The following is a 17,273-nucleotide window of genomic DNA, read 5'->3' as shown; positions in this document are numbered from 1 at the left end:
ATAGGTTGTCTGACCGCCGTCGGGGAGGGGAGGCCGGTTGCTGTGATCGACTTCATCAATCAGCAGCGGAACTAGAACAACGCTGCGTCTTCCACTTGAGGCGCCGAGCCTTCATGCGCAGGATCGGGTCGTCGATCGATTAGAACCGAGCACCCGGCATGGCGCACGACCTTGTCGACTATCGAGGAGAAGACGAAGTCGGTGATATCGGTCACATGGGATGAAACCAGGATAAGATCGGCCGATTTCTCCCTTGCGACGGAGACGAGCAGGGAGGCGGCAACGCCGATACGAACCTCGGTCATCGCCGGAATTCCCAGCTCCTTGCAGAGCGATGCAAGTTTCTTTTCGGCGTCGACGATGGCGGTCGTTTCGAATTCCTCGGGAAGCTCCGTCAGGTGACGGCGCGGGATATGCTCGATGACGTGCATGACGACGATGCTTCCGCCTTCGTCCATCAGCGCAGCAGCCCGGCGCAGAAGGCGGCTGGCCGTTTGGCGGGGACCCATGCCGATGCCGCAGATGATCGTCCGATACATTTGAAATCCATATCCTCGAATGCGAATGATAGCACCGATCATACCGGTGTCGACCGTCCCGGCATTGACGAATATCAAGAAAAAGTGCCGCAACGGCAGCGCGCACGAAGCGGCCGGCTCTTCGGAAGGGGTTTCGGCTGAATCGTCGCAGTTGACGATATGGCCATCGGCAACAGTTCTAATCTGATGACGTCATTGATTGAGGTTCACATGCCGAATTTTGCGATTATCGGATCGGGCGCGATGGGAAGTGCCGTCGCCAAACGGCTGATCGACCACGGCGCTACGGTGCTGACTTACCTCGAGGGCAGGAGCGAGCGGACGATTGCGCGGGCAAAGGCAGCCGGCATGGTGCCGGTCGGCCGCCAGGAGCTGACGAAGGCCGAGCTGATCCTGTCGATCGTTCCGCCGGCTGAGGCGATTAAGGTCGCAGACCTCATCGCGGACATATCGTCGGGGATGCCGACGCCGCCTCCCTTCATCGACCTCAACGCAATCGCGCCGAAAACCATGCAGGCTTTGGCGGCACGCTTCGAAAGCAGCCGCGTCGAGGTGCTTGACGGTGCGATCATCGGCGGGCCGCCGAGCCCCGGCAAACCAGGTCCGACCATTTATATCAGCGGCGATATTGCGGAGCGAAGCAAGCTGCTCGAGGATTGCGGCCTGCGGATCCGCAGGCTCGACGGACCGCTCGGCGCCGCCTCGGCACTGAAGATGTGTTATGCCGGCATCAACAAGGGATTTGTCGGCCTTGGCACCGCCATGCTGCTTGCGGCATCGCGTTCCGGTGCGGCCGAAAGCCTGAAAGCCGAGCTCTCCGAAAGCCTTCCCGACATCGATCGCAAGCTGTCGGGATCCATACCCGACATGTATCCGAAAGCCTATCGGTGGGTTGCCGAAATGCAGGAGATTGCCGATTTCCTTGGAGAAGATGATCCGGCCGCGACCATCTTCCGCGGCATGGCGGATGTCTTCTCCAGGATGGCGAGCGACGTCGAGGGCGATCGCGTGCTCGTGGGGCAGCTGGACGAGATCATCGCGCGGCGGGAGAAAATATGACGCCTGTCATTTCGCCTCGAACGCCGCCCGTTTGCGAGCGTTGAACGCATCGAAATCGAAGGGCGTGGCAGGGCCGGATTCTTCGCCTTCAATCAAGGCGTCCTGCAATGCCTTCACTTTGGCTTCGTGTTCTTCAAGTAGGCGAAGGCCCGCCCGGATAACGTCGCTGGCTGAACCATAGCGGCCAGCCTGAACCTGCGTATCAATGAAGCTGGTGAAATGGTCACTGAGCGATATGGACGTATTTCTAGCCATCCTGAATCTCCTTTAAGCCAATATACCAATTTTTGGTACATAAAAAACCCAGTCTTCACAGCGTGAATCTGATCCCTGGCCAAGGCTCTGACGATTGCGTGAAACCGCTTCGACACCTCTGACAAAACCTCGTCGCCTCTGCTATGTCAGGAAAAATGCGGTGGCCAAACCCATTGGCATCGCGATCCTATCTGACCAATGCCAGGAGTTTGAAAGATGAGCGGTTCTTCCGAATATACACCCCCGAAAGTCTGGACCTGGAACAAGGCGAATGGCGGCCAATTCGCCAGCATCAACCGCCCGATCGCGGGACCGACGCATGACAAAGAGCTTCCGGTCGGCCGTCATCCGCTGCAGCTCTATTCGCTCGGCACGCCGAACGGCCAGAAGGTCACGATCATGCTCGAGGAGCTGCTGGCCCTTGGCCAAAGCGGTGCTGAGTACGACGCCTGGCTGATCAAGATCGGCGATGGCGACCAGTTCGGAAGCGGCTTCGTTGCGGTCAATCCCAATTCCAAGATCCCGGCGCTGATGGATCGTAGCGGACCAAAGCCGATCCGTGTCTTCGAGTCCGGTGCCATCCTCACCTATCTCGCCGAGAAGTTCGGCGCCTTCCTGCCGACCGAACCGAGCGAGCGCGCCGAATGCCTGTCATGGCTGTTCTGGCAGATGGGAAGCGCGCCCTATCTCGGCGGCGGCTTCGGCCATTTCTACGCCTATGCCCCGACGAAGATCGAATACGCGATCGACCGCTTCGCCATGGAAGTGAAGCGCCAGCTCGATGTGCTCGATCGTCGCCTTGCCGAAAGCGAATATCTGGCGGGCAGCGAATACACGATCGCCGATATTGCCGTCTGGCCCTGGTATGGCGGCCTGGTGAAGGGCTGGACCTATGGTGCAGCCGAGTTTCTGCAGGTCGAGGACTATAAGAACGTGCTGCGCTGGGCCGACACCATCCACAGCAGGCCGGCCGTGCAACGCGGCCGGATGGTCAACAGGCTCTCCGGCGATCCCTCGAGCCAGTTGCACGAGCGTCACGACGCCAGCGACTTCGACACCAGGACGCAGGACAAGCTCGCGGCCGCCGAGTAAGCAAGCGGCGCCAGCCACGTGTCGTGGCAACAAATGATGCTCCGCCGCCTTTAGGGCGGCGGAGCGTTTGCGTGCTGCCTGAACTCAGTTCTTGACCGTGTCTTCCAGGAAGAACCGGCCGAGCGGGTTCTGATAGAAGTTCTCGATATTCTTGCGAGAGACGTTGATATAGGGGCTGTAATAGAGGTCGATCCAGTTGACGTCGTCCTTGGCCATCTTCTGCAGATCGACATACATCTGTTCGCGCTTCTTCGGGTCGAGTTCGAGACGCGCCTTGGCAACCAGTTCCTTCACCGCCTCGCTCTTGTAGTTGGTCGAATAGTTGTTGTTGGAATCGTGGCCGAGGACGAAGGTGGTCTTCTGGTCCGGATCGAGAATGTCGTTGGTCCAGTAGTTGACCGAGACGTCGTAGTCGCCGGCAACGATCATGTCCCATTCCTGGCTCGGGTCGACCTTCTGCAGATTGGCGGTGATGCCGGCCTTCTGCAGCTGCTGCTGGACGAGCACAGCCGTCTGTTCGTCGACTTCGTCGCCGGCGCGGACCAGATAGTTCAGCGTCAGGTCCGAGACGCCGGCGGCCGCCAGCAACTCTTTTGCCTTTTCGGGATCATAGGGCCGCTGCAGGTTGTCGGCATAATAATAGAGCGCGCCCTTCGGAATATAGGAGTTGGCGACCGTGCCCTGGCCGAAGGTGACGGTATCGACGATCGCCTTCTTGTCGATCGCGAGATCCAGCGCCTGGCGGACTTCCTTTTTGCCGAGCGCGCCATGCGCATGGTTGATCAGCAGATGATCCTCACGGGTCGAAGCGTCTATATCGACGTTGAGGTTCGGGTCCTTCTTCAGCTCCTCGACCCGAGAAAAGGGAACGAAGATCGCCGTATCCAACTCGCCGGCCTGGACGTTCAGCATGCGGGTATTGTCGTCAGGCACCGAGATCCACTCGACACCGTCGAGCTTCACCCGGTCCGCCTGCCAGAAATTCGGGTTCTTCTTCAGGATGACGCGGTCGCCGCGCCGCCATTCCTCGACGGTGAACGCGCCGGATGCGATCGGCTTTTCACCATAGGCGTCGGCGCCCAGCGATTCCATGCCCTTCTTGGAGATAACGGAGGCATTCGGCAGCGCCAGCGTCGAAAGGAACGGCGCGGACGGGTTCTTGAGCTTGATCGTCAGCGTATGCGCGTCGGTCGCCACGGCCGTGTCGATCACCTTGTAGGAATCGCTCCAGAGCGATGCAGCGTCATCGCGGATGCGCAACAGGCTGTAGGCCGCATCTTCCGCCGTCAGCGGCGAACCGTCGGAAAATTTCGCGTCGCGGATCTTGAACGTGTAGGTCAGTCCGTCATCCGAGGTGGTCCAGCTTTCGGCAAGGCCCGGCTCCAGTTTCGTGCCTGTCTTGTCGACCCGGATCAGCACGTCGTAGACGTTGGAGAACACCCAGTTGTCGATGTTCTGCGCGGTCTTGATCGGATCGAATGTCGTCGAATCCTCGCGGCGGCCGATGGTGAGCACACCAGCGGCCTCGGCATAGCTTGCGCTGAGCGCCAGACCGGCGAGCAAGGCTGCAAGCCCGATTGATTTCCACCTGTTTGTCATGAGTTCGTTCCCTTCGTTGTTATGGCATGCGTTTGATTGATTGAATCGGCATCGAATGCGGATCGTCCTTGCCGTCGGCGTCTTGAAGCAGCCGCTTGTCAGGATCGATGTCGGGAATCGCGGCGATCAGCGCCGCCGTATAGGGGTGCTTCGGCCGCGCGAAGACTTCTTCGGAGCGGCCTTCCTCGACGATCTCGCCGCGATACATCACGACGACCCGTTCACAGAGATTGCGGACGATTGCGAGATCATGGGCGATAAAGATCAGCGTCAGGTTCATCTTCGCCGTGAGATCGCGGAAAAGTTCGATGATCTGTGCCTGGATGGTGACGTCGAGAGCCGCCACGCATTCGTCGGCGATGATCATCTTCGGATCGACGGCCAGCGCCCGGGCAATGCCGGCGCGCTGGCACTGGCCGCCACTCATGCTGCGCGGTTTGCGGCCGGCGAATTCGCGTTCGAGGCCGACGAGATCGAGCAGTTCGCCGATTCGAACAGGGATATCGGCCTTGGCGACCTTGCCCTGCACCTTCAGCACCTCGGCTAGCATCTGCCCGATCGTCAGCCGCGGATTGAGCGCATTATAGGGGTCCTGGAACACCATCGCCGTCTCGCGCCTGAGCTTTGCCAGGCCGGCGCTTTTCTGCAACGCCAGATCGACGCCGTCGAAGGTGACGTGGCCCGAGGAAAGCGGGGTGAGGCCGAGCACGGCACGGGCAAGCGTGCTCTTGCCGCTGCCGGATTCGCCGACGATGCCGACCGTCTCGCCCGGCATGATCTGCAGGCTGACGCCGGCAACGGCGCTCACCGTCTTGGCACCGCCCCTGAGCAGGGCGCCACCCGCTCTGAAGCGCACATGGAGATCATCGATTTCGAGCAATGGTCTCGGCGGCTGGCTGGCCTCGGCAAGCTCGAGCGGCGGCGCAGGCGTCTCGCTTGAGATGGAAGGGTGGCTGTTGATCAGGTTGATCGTATAGGGATGCTGCGGCCGCGCCAGGATCGTCCGCTTCGGCCCTTCTTCGAGCAGCTTGCCGCCGCGCAGCACGGCAATGCGGTCGCAAGTCTGGGCGACGATACCGAGATCGTGAGTGATCAGAATGATCGATAAGCCGCGCCGATCGCGTATGTCAATCAACAGCCGCAGGATCTGCGCCTGGATGGTCACGTCGAGTGCCGTCGTTGGCTCGTCGGCGATCAGGATTTTCGGATTGCAGGACAGCGCCACGCCGATCATCGCCCGCTGCCGCATGCCGCCGGAAAATTCGTGCGGATAACTGTCGTACTGGCGCTTCGGATCGGGGAAGCCGACTTGCGCCAGGATTTCCGTCGCCGCGGCGCGGGCCTCGCGGGCGCTGAGGCCCTGGTGATAGCGGATGCCCTCGGCGATCTGATCGCCGATCCGCATCACCGGATCGAGATGGCTGGTCGGGTTCTGGAAGATCATGCCGATCTCGCCGCCGCGCACTTTCAGCATCTCGCCATCATCGATCCGCATGAGGTCACGCCCTTCGAGCAGCACGCTACCGCTTTCGATCTTCAGGAGCGAGGAGGGCAGCAGGCGCACCAGGGAACGGCAGAACAGGCTCTTGCCCGAGCCGCTCTCACCGACGAGACCGAGAATCTCACCCTTGCCGAGGTCCAGCGAGACCGCATCGAGCAGCGTGCGCGGGCCGGAATCGACATACGCCCTGACTGTGAGATCACGGACGGACAGCACGGAGCCGCTCATTCATGCACCCCCAGCAGTTCGCCGAGCGCGTCGCCCAGCATGCTGAAGCCGAAGGCGAGGCAGACGATGGAGAGACCGGGAAACAGCGTGATCCACCATGCGGTGGTGATGAAGCTCTGTCCTTCCGCGACCATGACACCCCATTCGGCGATCGGTGGCTGGACGCCGAGGCCGAGATAGCTGACGGCGGCGCCGCTGAGCAGCACCAGCGTCGCATCGGACATCGAAAAGACGATCGAGCCGGCGATCGCGTTCGGCAAAAGATGGCGGAACATGATGCGCGGGCGACTGAAGCCGAGGCTGACGGCGGCAACGGCATAGTCGCTGCCTTTCAGCACCAGCATCTGCGCCCGGATCAGCCGTGCATAGGAAACCCAGCCGACCAGCGCCATGGCGATGTAGAAGCTGCCGAGGCCCGGTCCGAGGATCGCGATGATCGACAGCATCAGCACCAGGAAGGGGAAGGCGAGGATGATATCGACGAGGCGCATGAACAGCGCATCGACGATGCCGCCGAAAAAGCCGGCGATCGTGCCGACCGTCGTGCCGATTACGAAGGGGAAGATGACGCCGATCAGCGCCATCTGCAGGTCGAGGCGGGCGCCCCAGATGACGCGGGAAAGGATGTCTCGGCCGAAATTGTCGGTGCCGAAGGGGTGCAACAGCGAAGGCGCCTGCAGGCGCACCTCGGCATTCTGCATGATCGGGTCGTAAGGCGCGACGAGGGGCGCGCCGATCGCCACCAGCACGAAGAACAGCAGTAGGCCGGCACTGAGCACAAGCATCGGCCGCCGGCCGAAGAACCGGCGCCAGCCGGGGGATGCGGGGGCGATCGCCTCGATGCTCATAGCTTCACCCTCGGATCGACGGCGACAGTGACGATGTCGGCGATGAAGTTGATGAGCACGGTGGCGCAGGCAAAGACCATGGCGACGCCCTGCACCACCATGTAGTCGCGTGAGAAGATCGCCCTGACCAGCAGCTGCCCCATGCCGGGCAGCGCAAAGACACTCTCGACCACTACCGTGCCGCCGATCAGCCAGCCGATGTTGACGGCAAGCAGATTGATCGTCGGCACCAGCGAATTCGGCAGGACGTGTCGCCAGAAGACGATGCCTTCGGGCATGCCGCGAGCGCGCGCCGCCGTCGCGACATCCGACTTCAGTTGCTCGATCATCGCCGCCCGCAGGCTGCGCGTCAGCACCGTCGAGAGCGACAGCGCGACCGTCAGGCTCGGCAGCACCAGATGCGACAGCTTTTCGCCGATCGTTGCACCATAGCCCGAAACCGGCAGCACACCGAGTTCGACACTGAAGAGGATGATCAGCATCAACCCCAGCCAGAAGGGCGGAAAGCCGATGCCGAAGGTCGAGACGATGCGCACCGCATGATCCGGCGCCCGGCCGGCATTGCGTGCGGCAATCGCCGCCATCGGCACTGCGATCAGGACCGAAAGCACGACGCTGGAGACGACGAGCGCAAGCGTCGGCTCGATTCGGGTGACGATCAGCTTCAGCACGTCGATCTTGTAGAGGATCGACTTGCCCATCTCGCCATTGGCGAGGTTCTTGAGGAAATAGACATATTGCAGCCACATCGGCTGGTCGAGGCCGTACTGGGCGCGAATGCTGGCAAGGGCCGCCGGCGTCGCACGCGTCCCGAGGATATTGCGCGCCGGATCGCCGGGGATCAGCCGGACCAGAATGAAAGTAATGACGCTGATGCCGAAGATCACGGGGAGGAACTGCAACGGTCGCGTCAGAACGAATTTATAGCGATGCATGTCGGCGATCGCCCCTTTGTCTTCGTCGGGTTCGGTCCGCTCCCTCTTGCATCAGCCTGCCTCGTGCCGGGCGAGAAAATCGAGAAGCGCCGGATAATAATCCTGCGGGTTCTCATAGAACGGCATGTGGCTGGCATTGGCAAATACCTTCAGCTCGGCATTCGGCAGCGCAAGCTTCATCCTCAGCGCACAGGCCGGCGTCAGCTCGTCATGTTCTCCCGTCGTGATGAGCACCGGCGGCGTCAGCCGCGGCAGGTCGGGTATACGGTTCCAGTCCTTGAGGTTGCCGATATAGAGAAACTCGTTCGGCCCCTGCATCGTCTCATAGGGCGCCATGTTCCAATCGTCGAGCGAGCGGCGCACCGGCGCCGGCCATTCCGGCAGACGGCAGACATGGCGGTAGTTGAGGATGGTGACGGCGGCGAGATATTCCGGATGATTGTAGGTGCCTTGCGCCTCGTGCTTCTGCATCATCGAGACAGTTTCGGGACCGAGTGCCGCGCGCAACCGTTCCAGTTCCGAGATCAGATGCGGCATATCGGCGACGGTATCTTCGAGGATCAGCGTCTTGAGGTTTTCGGGATAGGTCAGCGCGTATTCGATCGCCAGCCAGCCGCCCCAGGAATGGCCGAGCATGTGGACCTTGCCGAGCCCCAGCGCCTTGCGCACCGTCTCCGTCTCTTCGACATAACGGCCGATCGTCCAGAGCGAGAGATCGTCCGGCCGGTCGGAAGCGCCGGTGCCGAGTTGGTCGAAGGCGACGACGCGATAGCCCTTGTCGATGAGACAGGAATGCGCCTCGCGCAGGTAATCGCAGGGCAGACCCGGCCCGCCGTTCAGGCAGAAAACCGTCTCGCTGCCGGTCCCGAAACTATAGGCAACGACGCGATAGCCATCGACATCGATCTCGAATCGCTCGTCCGGCCGTATTTCACGCCACATTGATCGCTCCGGCAGAAGATTTCGCTTGCTCAATATTTGGGCACGGCTAAATTTTTACCTTAAACCGCATTCAGTGCCAGCTATAAGAAGTGATAGGGTGGGCCGCAATGCCGAACCCCGGGAGCAGCCCATGCTTGACGACCCCATTCTTGACGATATCGGAACGATCAGACGGCAGTTTACAGCGCACGAAACGCTTGATGGACGCATCGACCAGGCCTTCGAGGCGATGAAGCAGATCGGCTTCGAGGCGCTGATCTACGACTATACACCGGTGCCTTACGATCTCGACGGCGCGATCATGATACCATCGCTGCTGAAGCTGCGGAATATCTCCGACGATATGCACGATTACTGGTTCAATCGCGGCTATTTCCGTATCGATCCGGTGCAGCAGGTGGCGCTGCGCACCTCCGCGCCCTTCTTCTGGAACTACGACCCGGACGCCGACACGCTGATCAACCGTTTCATGACCGAAGACACCGCGCCGGTGACGCGCTATTTGAGCGAACGCGATATGTCGACCGGCGTCACCGTTCCGGTTCATATGCCACGCGGCGACTATGCGACCGTCACCGGCATCCGCTTCGGCCGGAACAAAGATTTCGAACGGCACGCACTGCGCTATATCGCCGACTTCAACCTGCTTGCCCATGTTTTCCATGAGACCGCCTATTCGCTTTTCGACACGCGGGCGAAGAGCGTCGGCACGATCCGCCTGACCGAGCGGGAACGTGAATGCCTGCGCCATTCGGCGGAAGGTTACTCCGCCAAGGAAATTTCCCGCATCATCGACCGTTCGGTACCGACCGTCGTGATGCATCTGAACGCCGCGACAAAGAAACTCGGCGCCCGCAACCGAACCCAGGCCGTGGTGCGCGCCACCCATTACCGCCTGCTCGAAGACCGGCCTACCCATAATTGGCCACCCTATAACTTGTGATAGCTGCCTTCACCGTTGCCGCCGCGTTATGCTTTTTTCATGACGCCAAGAGATGGAGACACCGGTGGGCGAAGTCACGACCAAAGAAGCTTACCTGCCCTTTCGCGACTATCGCACCTGGTATCGCGTCACCGGTTCGCTGGAGAGCGGCAAGCTGCCCCTCGTCGTCGCCCATGGCGGGCCTGGCTGCACCCATGATTATGTCGATTCCTTCAAGGATATCGCCGCCCTCGACGGCCGTCCGGTCATCCATTACGACCAGCTCGGCAATGGCAATTCCACCCGACTTCCGGAAAAAGGCCCGGATTTCTGGACGGTCGGCCTGTTCCTCGAGGAGCTGGACACGCTACTTTCCCATCTCGGCATTCGGGATCGTTATGCCTTCCTCGGCCAGTCCTGGGGCGGCATGCTCGGCGCCGAACATGCGGTGCGCCAGCCGCAAGGTCTGAAGGCGCTTGTCATCGCCAACTCGCCGGCCAACATGCACACCTGGGTTTCGGAGGCGAACCGGCTGAGGCAGGAACTGCCGAAAGAGGTGCAGGACACGCTGCTGAAGCATGAGCTGGCGGGAAGCCTCACCGATCCGGACTATATCGCCGCCTCACGCGTCTTCTATGACCGCCATGTCTGCCGCGTGGTGCCGTGGCCGCCTGAAGTGGCGCGGACCTTTGCAATCATGGACGAGGACAACACCGTCTACCGCAACATGAACGGCCCGACCGAATTTCACGTCATCGGTACGATGAAAGACTGGACGATCGAGAACAGGCTGGACCGCATCGAAGCCCCGACGCTGCTGGTCTCGGGAAAATACGACGAGGCGACGCCCCTGGTGGTAAGGCCCTATCTCGAACGCGTTCCGGGCTGCGAATGGGTGCTCTTCGAAAATTCCAGCCATATGCCGCATGTCGAGGAAAAGCAGCTTTGCCTGGCGACCGTTTCCGGTTTCCTGTCCCGGCACGACTGAGAAAAATCGTTCCCGCCGACAGCACCATTTCTTGCCGCGGAGGTGACGCTTGAGATAGTCTTGGTCCCATTCGAGCGAACGGAACGGACCGATGAACGATCATTCGCCGACAGGAAGCGCGACAATCCTCGCAACGAGCAGGGGGCGCGGCTGGCACGGTCTGGAGGCTGAGCTGCTACGCATTCCGCCCGGCAGCACGCATATTTCAGGCACGCCCTACCATCGTCTCGGGGTCCACGTCGGCCGGCCGGTGCGGGCGCAATGCCGCTGTGACGGGCGGGAGCATCGCCGACTGCAGAAGCATGGCGATATCGACGTGGTGCCAGCCGGCCTTGATGGCGTCTGGGAGGACGACCGCGAATGCATGATCCTGCGACTGAAGATCAGCAAGGATCTTTTCCATCGGGCTGCCATCGACCTCGGCCGCGACCCCGCGACGGCAATCGTGCCGCAATTTCAACTCCGCGATCCGCGGCTCGAGGCCATCGTCTGGGCCTTGAAAGCGGAACTCGAAGCGGATGTGCCGTCCGACAACCTCTATGCCGATACGCTGGCGACAGCTTTGGCGCTCCGTCTGGTCGAGGCGGGCAGCGGCAGCTCTCGCCCAGTGGATAGCGGCAGAGCGCTCTCGCCCCGTCAGAAGCGGATGCTTGCCGACTACATCGAGGATAATCTCGACACCTCGCTTTCGCTTGCGGAACTGGCAGCTCTTGCCGGACTGAGCCTCTCGCATCTGAAGACGCAGTTTCGAAATAGTTTCGGTATGCCGCCGCATCAATATGTGCTGCACCGCCGGGTGGCTCGCGTCGAGGTGCTGATCCGAAGCTCCGGCCTGCCCTTGAGCCAGATCGCCCTGGAAGCAGGCTTTGCGCATCAAAGCCATATGGCAAACAGCATGAAGCGGCTGCTTGGCATCAGCCCCGGCACCATCACCCGCGCGCGCAATTAAAAAAATTGGCCGATCCTGCAACGGATCGGCCGAATGCGCAGGCAATGCCCCTTAGCGGCAGTGCATCTTCCTTCGACTGCGAGCAGAGGAAGGAATGATCATGTTTGTCATCTTCGGCGCCACCGGCAAAATCGGCAAGGCAACGATAACAAGGCTTCGGGCCGAGGGCTCTCCCGTCACGGCGGTGCTCCGTAATCCCGCCAAGGCCGCACCCCTTGCGGCGCTCGGATGCGAGATTGCCATGGCTGAGGTCGGCGATGCCGATGCCATGGCGCTCGCGATGAGAGATGCGACGGCTGTACAGCTCATCTGCCCGATCGACCCTCGCGCCGCCGATGCCAGCCGCCAGATGCTGCAGTCTATCGAGCGGATGGCGGAGGCGGTCGATGCCGCCCGGCCGCCGCGCGTCCTGGCGATCTCGGATTACGGTGCGCATCTGACGATCGATACCGGCATTACCAGGCTGTTCCGTTTGATGGAGGAGCGGTTCCGGCAGTGCAGCGCCAGGATGGTCTTTCTGCGTTCGGCCGAACATATGGAAAACTGGGCACGCTACCTGAAGATCGCCAATGAGACCGGCGTGATGCCGAGCATGCACCAGCCGCTGGCACGACCCTTTCCGACCGTCTCCGCCGCCGATATCGGCGATATGGCTGCCGACCTTCTGCTGGCTGATGAGGATCATGGCCCTTCGCCGCGGATCGTCCATGGCGAGGGGCCGCGCGAATACACGGCGCTTGAGATCGCTGCGGCCCTGGGGCGATTGTTGACCCGGCGCGTTGTCGCACACGAACTGCCGCGTGCCGAGTGGCCGGCAACGTTGATCCGCACAGGACTCTCGGAAAGTTACGCCGAGCTGATCGTCAGGCTCAGTGACGCGCACAACAAGGGCCTGATCGGAGCCGAAGCCGGCATCGGCGAAATCCGCCGTGGCCGCACGGAGCTTTCCGCTGCCCTCGAAACATTTCGTCCTGACGTTCGGCAGGCTGTGTCGCGATAGCCTCAATCACGCATGGGGAGGCGTCCTGCCGGGACCCTCTATGGGCGAACCAGCCATTTCTTGGCGACACGGCAAGCCATCGTGTAGGCCGGGTCGAAGACGTTGCCGACATCGTAACGCACCACCTGGCCGAGCAGATGGCTGGCCGCCGTTCTGTCCAGACCATAATCCGATGCCAGCCAGTTCAACATTTCGCTGGTCGCGTGCTGGAGCGCCTGATCGAGGGGCCGGGCGTTGCCGATGGTGAAGATGTCTTCGGCGGTTTCCCCGCGCGGCCAGACCAGTCCGGCCTTCTTTTCCACCGTCAGCCGCACCATGACTTGGAACGTCGTCTCGACACCGGTTCCGACGATCTCGCCATCCCCTTGCACGGCATGGCAGTCGCCCAGAAAGAAAAGGGCGCCGGGGGCCGCTACTGGCAAGCGGACGGTGGTGCCGGGACCGAACAGCCGATAGTCCATGTTGCCGCCATATTCGCCGCTGGTCGCGGTCGATATCGCCTGGCCGAGGCTGGGCGCCACGCCGAAACAGCCGATCATCGGGGCGAGAGGCAGAACGAAATTTTCGAGGCCGCCGACCGGCTCGGAAAGCCGGACGGTCAATGCCTCACGGTCGATCGCCCAGATGGCGATGTCGCGCGGCGGCAGGTCGCGAACCGCCTCGGGATCGACGACATTGGCGGCGACGACGCTGCGGGTAAACCCCGTGTCCCTGGTCGGGATCATGCTGATGATCTCGACCTTCAGCGCATCCCCGGGCTCAGCACCTTCCACGAAGATCGGGCCGTTCACCGGATTGGGCCCGGATGCCTGCTTGGTGCCGTCCTTGTCATGCCCGGCGGCGTCGAGCGTCTCGGTGACCACGGTATCGCCGTCGGCGATGTGCAGGGCCGGCGGAAGAGAGCCGATGACATTGTGAAATCTCGTCGGAATGAAGCGGTGAGTGGTCATGAAATACAGCTCTCGCTCGTTCGAATGTCATGAGCCTGCGGCTGAATTGCCCGGCGGAGAGAATTCGAGACTACTGCATAATTGCTTAAACTGGAATCGACTTCAGGATTAAAATTATGCAGCAATTCAAAGGACTACAGCGTCCTTTGCGCGTCTTTTCCGACACGCAGCGCTGTAGATCAGAGATTGCCGGCACTGACGAAGTCGGGAGCAACGCGGTATCGACCGCAACATTCAACAGGGTTGAGCCTTAACGGTCCCAGATGCGATGCCTCAGCGCGACCGTTACTGCATGTACCAGCCATGGCTGACGACGAGTGACTGGCCGGTGAGAGCATTGGTTTCGAAACCGGCAAAGAGCAGCGCCACTTCTGCGACATCGTCGACCGTCGTAAACTGTGCATCCACCGTGCCGCCGAGCATTACCTTCTTGATGACCTCGTCTTCGGAAATTCCGAGTTCCTTTGCCTGTTCCGGAATTTGCTTGTCGACCAGCGGCGTCCGGACGAAGCCGGGGCAGATGACGTTGGCACGCACGCCATCCGGTCCGCCTTCCTTGGCGACCACACGAGCAAGGCCGAGCAAGCCGTGCTTGGCGGTGACGTAGGCCGATTTCAGCGGCGAAGCCTCATGCGAATGCACCGAGCCCATATAGATGATCGCGCCGCCCTTCTGCGCTTTCATGTGGGGAACGCAAGCCTTGGTGGTGAGGAACGCGCCATCGAGATGGATGGCAAGCATCTTCTTCCAGTCGGAAAAGGCGTAGTCCTCGATCTTGTTGACGATCTGGATGCCGGCATTGGAGACGAGCACGTCCACCCGGCCCCACTTGGCTACGACGGCGGCGACGCCGGCGTTCACGGCTTCCTCGCTGGTCACGTCCATCGCAAGACCGATCGCCTCGCCCGGGCCGGCAGCCGTCAGATCCTTGGCCGCCGCTTGCGCCGCCTCGAGCTTCAGGTCGGCAATGACGACCCTGGCACCCTCTGAAACGTATTTCCTTGCGATCGCCAGCCCGATACCGCTGGCCGAGCCCGTGACGATGCAGACCTTGTCCCTGAGCTTCATGGTTTGGACTCCCTATTTTGCAAGATAATCATGGACCACTTCGCCGAGGCCCAGCGTCAGGTCCGAGAGAATATGGATGGCGGATTTGACCTCAAGCACCGGCAGGTCGGCGACCGGCGCCAGCGCATGCGGAAACAGCGCCAGGGCGCCCGGACCTTCCCACGCGCCTTTCACCGTCAGATCCTCCAGATAGTAGCGCACCAGTTCGCAGATGCGCGGTGTGCAATCGACATGTGGAATGATCTTCAGCATGAAATTCGGCTGCTTCAGGCTTTCGAGGATTTTCGCCTTGTCAAGTGTTCGATGCTTGAAGCCCATCGTTGCGGTGGCGACGCGCTGACCGCCATAGTCGAGCGTGCCGACCAGCGCATCCTTGACGGATGTCAGCGACGGCTCGGCCAGTTTCTTCGGAAAGCCCCAAATCTCGCGGCCACCGGCGATCGGCGCGTCGTCGTTGAGGTACATAGAATGCACGTAACCGCCGTGTACGCCTTCATAGGTCACCGGGATGACCTGGCCGGATTCGGTATAGTCGCCAAAGCCGGTCGAGTCCGGCATGCGGATGAATTCGTACTTCACCAGCGGCTCATCGAACTGCAGCGGCTCCGGCACGACCCGGCGCAGGGCCTCCGGATCGGTGCGATAGGTGATGATCATGTATTCGCGATTGACGAACCGGTACGGCCCTGGCGGGTAGGATGGACTCGTCAGCGGCATGGCAAAGGCATTACGAACGACATCTTCAATTTTCATGGTTTTTCCCACGCAGGCGTTGCTCGGCAAGGTCGAAAATCCGTATCCCATTGGTCGGACGCGTCCGGTTGAGCCACTCTGGATGGTTCAGCGTCTCGACCACATCGTCATGGCCGGCCTTCCAGTGTTCCTCCACGGAGAGCCGCGAAAACTCATAGTCCTTGGATCCGGTTTCGTAGGCGGCACGCCTATAGATCAGGTGCACCATGGTGACGGCGCAATCATTGCCGATCCTTTCAAGAAGCTTCGCATCAGGATCGTCCTTCAGCTCAGGCGGCAGCTTTTCCATCAGCCGCTTGGCCGCCATGCGCACCGACTGAAGCTTGCGGAACTGGTCGGTGTTGAGCCGGGTACGGCTGGAAAAACGGATTTCCTTCTCGCGGGCATCGACGTCAAAGACATCCTTGGGCAGCACGCCCTTGGCGCTGAACAAATCGACCTGGAAGATGCAGAGATCTGTCTCCAACTCGCTACCACCGAGAATGCGCTGCAGCGGCGTATTGGAAACGATACCTCCATCCCAATAATAGCGGCCGTCGATCTCGACGGGCGCAAAACCCGGCGGCAACGCCCCGGAGGCGGCCACGTGTTTGGGCGAAAACGCGCAATCGCGGTTGTCGAAATAATTGAAGTTGCCGCTAACAACGTCGACTGCGCCGAGGCTGAGACGGATGGCACCTGAATTGATCAGGTCGAAATCGACCAGACCGGCGAGGGTCTCCTGCAACGGCGCGGTGTCGTAAAGGCTGATCGCGGCCATCGGGTCGCCCGGGATGTTCCATGGCGCAAAGACGCGCGGCGTGAAAAAGCCGGGAACGCCGGTCAAAGATCCCAGAAAAGCGGAGGATTCGTTGAACCATTTGCGCATCGCATTGCCATTGCCGAGAAAATGGCCGGGCAGGCCGGACGATACCCGATGCCAGAAGGTCCTGAGGTTATCGACACGCTGATCGACGGGGCTTCCGGCAATGATGGCTGAGTTGATCGAGCCGATGGATATCCCGGCCAGCCAGTCGGGGCGGATGCCAGCCTCATGCAAAGCTTCGTAAGCGCCGGCCTGGTAGGCACCCAAAGCACCACCGCCCTGAAACACCAGCACGGTTTTCTCTGTCGGAATACTACTCACGGGACGCTTTTCCTTAAATGCTGCAGCTGCTAACAAATAGCACAGGGAAGGCCATCGAGCTGCACAGGGCAGATTAAGTTTTAGTAATGCAGAAAAGCTTCTTCAGTAATCGTATTCTAAGTTATTTCAGAGGCTTGCTAGTCAAAAGCTGCGCATTCGTCGCAACCATTGAAGCATTTAGTTAGTCCTGCCGAGGGCATCTTGCAATGCAACAAAATGTGACAACGTTGGCTGTGTGGAGATGTAGACTGCGAATTCACCCACGCCAGGCCAATCCCTCATTTCAGGCTTGCTACGCCGTTCGACCAGCGTCGTCAGCTGGTTCAATCAACGAAGTCTCGCTTCGAGACAGGAGCAATCTTATGTTCCATAATATATATTACGCCGCAAATTTGTGTAAGGGCTATTTAGTAATGCGACAGTTGGGCCAGTTAGAGATGCGACAGTCTCGCCTCTCGACGCACTGGTCAAAGCCAACGTTGGGAGCAAGGATGACGATCTTCAGCCTGGTCAAGACCA

The 17,273-nt window shown here is 60.7% G+C and carries 17 protein-coding genes; 6 read left to right on the top strand and 11 right to left on the bottom strand.

Features of this window, described 5'->3' with window-relative positions; all coding sequences use genetic code 11:
• Positions 1–71: 71 nt before the first annotated feature.
• Positions 72–539, bottom strand: coding sequence for a universal stress protein (locus tag ACM5SV_RS31595; RefSeq protein ID WP_017997168.1), 468 nt, complete (start codon positions 537–539; stop codon positions 72–74).
• Between the two features lie 159 nt (positions 540–698).
• On the opposite strand from ACM5SV_RS31595, the gene ACM5SV_RS31590 reads away from it, so the two are divergent.
• On the top strand, positions 699–1,598 hold the full coding sequence (locus tag ACM5SV_RS31590; protein ID WP_017997166.1) for an NAD(P)-dependent oxidoreductase: 900 nt from the start codon (positions 699–701) through the stop codon (positions 1,596–1,598).
• A gap of 6 nt (positions 1,599–1,604) precedes the next feature.
• On the opposite strand, the gene ACM5SV_RS31585 is transcribed toward ACM5SV_RS31590, so the two are convergent.
• On the bottom strand, positions 1,605–1,853 hold the full coding sequence (locus ACM5SV_RS31585) for a type II toxin-antitoxin system ParD family antitoxin (protein ID WP_017997165.1): 249 nt from the start codon (positions 1,851–1,853) through the stop codon (positions 1,605–1,607).
• Positions 1,854–2,069: 216 nt separating this feature from the next.
• Here ACM5SV_RS31585 and yghU point away from each other — a divergent pair, with 216 nt between their 5' ends.
• Positions 2,070–2,945, top strand: coding sequence for a glutathione-dependent disulfide-bond oxidoreductase (gene yghU / locus ACM5SV_RS31580; RefSeq protein WP_017997164.1), 876 nt, complete (start codon positions 2,070–2,072; stop codon positions 2,943–2,945).
• Positions 2,946–3,029: 84 nt separating this feature from the next.
• Here yghU and ACM5SV_RS31575 read toward each other — a convergent pair whose 3' ends face one another.
• From ACM5SV_RS31575 to ACM5SV_RS31555, 5 genes are read right to left on the bottom strand one after another with little or no spacing between them, the layout of a single operon-like run.
• Positions 3,030–4,544 (bottom strand): ABC transporter substrate-binding protein, encoded by a 1,515-nt coding sequence (locus ACM5SV_RS31575; protein WP_222017812.1) that lies wholly within the window; start codon positions 4,542–4,544, stop codon positions 3,030–3,032.
• 19 nt (positions 4,545–4,563) lie between these two features.
• A complete protein-coding gene (locus tag ACM5SV_RS31570; RefSeq protein WP_222005247.1) occupies positions 4,564–6,273 on the bottom strand; it encodes a dipeptide ABC transporter ATP-binding protein in 1,710 nt (569 codons plus the stop codon).
• A complete protein-coding gene (locus ACM5SV_RS31565; RefSeq protein WP_003551931.1) occupies positions 6,270–7,121 on the bottom strand; it encodes an ABC transporter permease in 852 nt (283 codons plus the stop codon). Before ACM5SV_RS31565 ends, ACM5SV_RS31570 begins: the two co-directional genes overlap by 4 nt.
• Positions 7,118–8,056, bottom strand: a complete 939-nt coding sequence (locus tag ACM5SV_RS31560) for an ABC transporter permease (protein ID WP_018069399.1) — start codon at positions 8,054–8,056, stop codon at positions 7,118–7,120. The genes ACM5SV_RS31565 and ACM5SV_RS31560 overlap by 4 nt, the downstream gene beginning before the upstream one ends.
• 51 nt (positions 8,057–8,107) lie before the next feature.
• On the bottom strand, positions 8,108–8,998 hold the full coding sequence (locus tag ACM5SV_RS31555; protein WP_221975047.1) for a proline iminopeptidase-family hydrolase: 891 nt from the start codon (positions 8,996–8,998) through the stop codon (positions 8,108–8,110).
• 130 nt (positions 8,999–9,128) lie between these two features.
• Here ACM5SV_RS31555 and ACM5SV_RS31550 point away from each other — a divergent pair, with 130 nt between their 5' ends.
• The 4 genes from ACM5SV_RS31550 (at position 9,129) to ACM5SV_RS31535 (ending at position 12,857) form a co-directional block, all read left to right on the top strand.
• Positions 9,129–9,941 (top strand): helix-turn-helix transcriptional regulator, encoded by an 813-nt coding sequence (locus ACM5SV_RS31550; protein WP_011649700.1) that lies wholly within the window; start codon positions 9,129–9,131, stop codon positions 9,939–9,941.
• Between the two features lie 64 nt (positions 9,942–10,005).
• Positions 10,006–10,908, top strand: a complete 903-nt coding sequence (locus tag ACM5SV_RS31545) for a proline iminopeptidase-family hydrolase (RefSeq protein WP_222005246.1) — start codon at positions 10,006–10,008, stop codon at positions 10,906–10,908.
• A gap of 91 nt (positions 10,909–10,999) precedes the next feature.
• Positions 11,000–11,857 carry a helix-turn-helix transcriptional regulator gene (locus tag ACM5SV_RS31540; protein ID WP_017997157.1) on the top strand — a complete coding sequence of 286 codons (858 nt, stop codon included), beginning with the start codon at positions 11,000–11,002 and terminating at the stop codon, positions 11,855–11,857.
• A 94-nt stretch (positions 11,858–11,951) separates the two neighbouring features.
• Positions 11,952–12,857 carry an NAD(P)H-binding protein gene (locus ACM5SV_RS31535; protein ID WP_017997156.1) on the top strand — a complete coding sequence of 302 codons (906 nt, stop codon included), beginning with the start codon at positions 11,952–11,954 and terminating at the stop codon, positions 12,855–12,857.
• 38 nt (positions 12,858–12,895) lie between these two features.
• On the opposite strand, the gene ACM5SV_RS31530 is transcribed toward ACM5SV_RS31535, so the two are convergent.
• The 4 genes from ACM5SV_RS31530 to ACM5SV_RS31515 form a co-directional block, all read right to left on the bottom strand.
• On the bottom strand, positions 12,896–13,807 hold the full coding sequence (locus tag ACM5SV_RS31530) for an acetamidase/formamidase family protein (protein ID WP_113545378.1): 912 nt from the start codon (positions 13,805–13,807) through the stop codon (positions 12,896–12,898).
• A gap of 285 nt (positions 13,808–14,092) precedes the next feature.
• Positions 14,093–14,875 carry a 3-hydroxybutyrate dehydrogenase gene (locus ACM5SV_RS31525; protein ID WP_017997154.1) on the bottom strand — a complete coding sequence of 261 codons (783 nt, stop codon included), beginning with the start codon at positions 14,873–14,875 and terminating at the stop codon, positions 14,093–14,095.
• A gap of 12 nt (positions 14,876–14,887) precedes the next feature.
• Complete coding sequence (locus ACM5SV_RS31520) at positions 14,888–15,628, bottom strand: acetoacetate decarboxylase (protein ID WP_012760102.1); 741 nt, start codon at positions 15,626–15,628, stop codon at positions 14,888–14,890.
• The gene (locus ACM5SV_RS31515; protein WP_017997152.1) at positions 15,618–16,754 is read right to left on the bottom strand and encodes a DUF3734 domain-containing protein; all 1,137 of its coding nucleotides are present in this window, start codon (positions 16,752–16,754) and stop codon (positions 15,618–15,620) included. Before ACM5SV_RS31515 ends, ACM5SV_RS31520 begins: the two co-directional genes overlap by 11 nt.
• Positions 16,755–17,273 lie beyond the last annotated feature (519 nt).

Source organism: Rhizobium sp. CRRU65 (genome assembly GCF_048551595.1).
GTDB classification, from domain to species: domain Bacteria; phylum Pseudomonadota; class Alphaproteobacteria; order Rhizobiales; family Rhizobiaceae; genus Rhizobium; species Rhizobium leguminosarum_J.
Note: the sequence above shows the minus strand (reverse complement) of the source record. Positions and strands in the feature narration are given on the sequence as shown.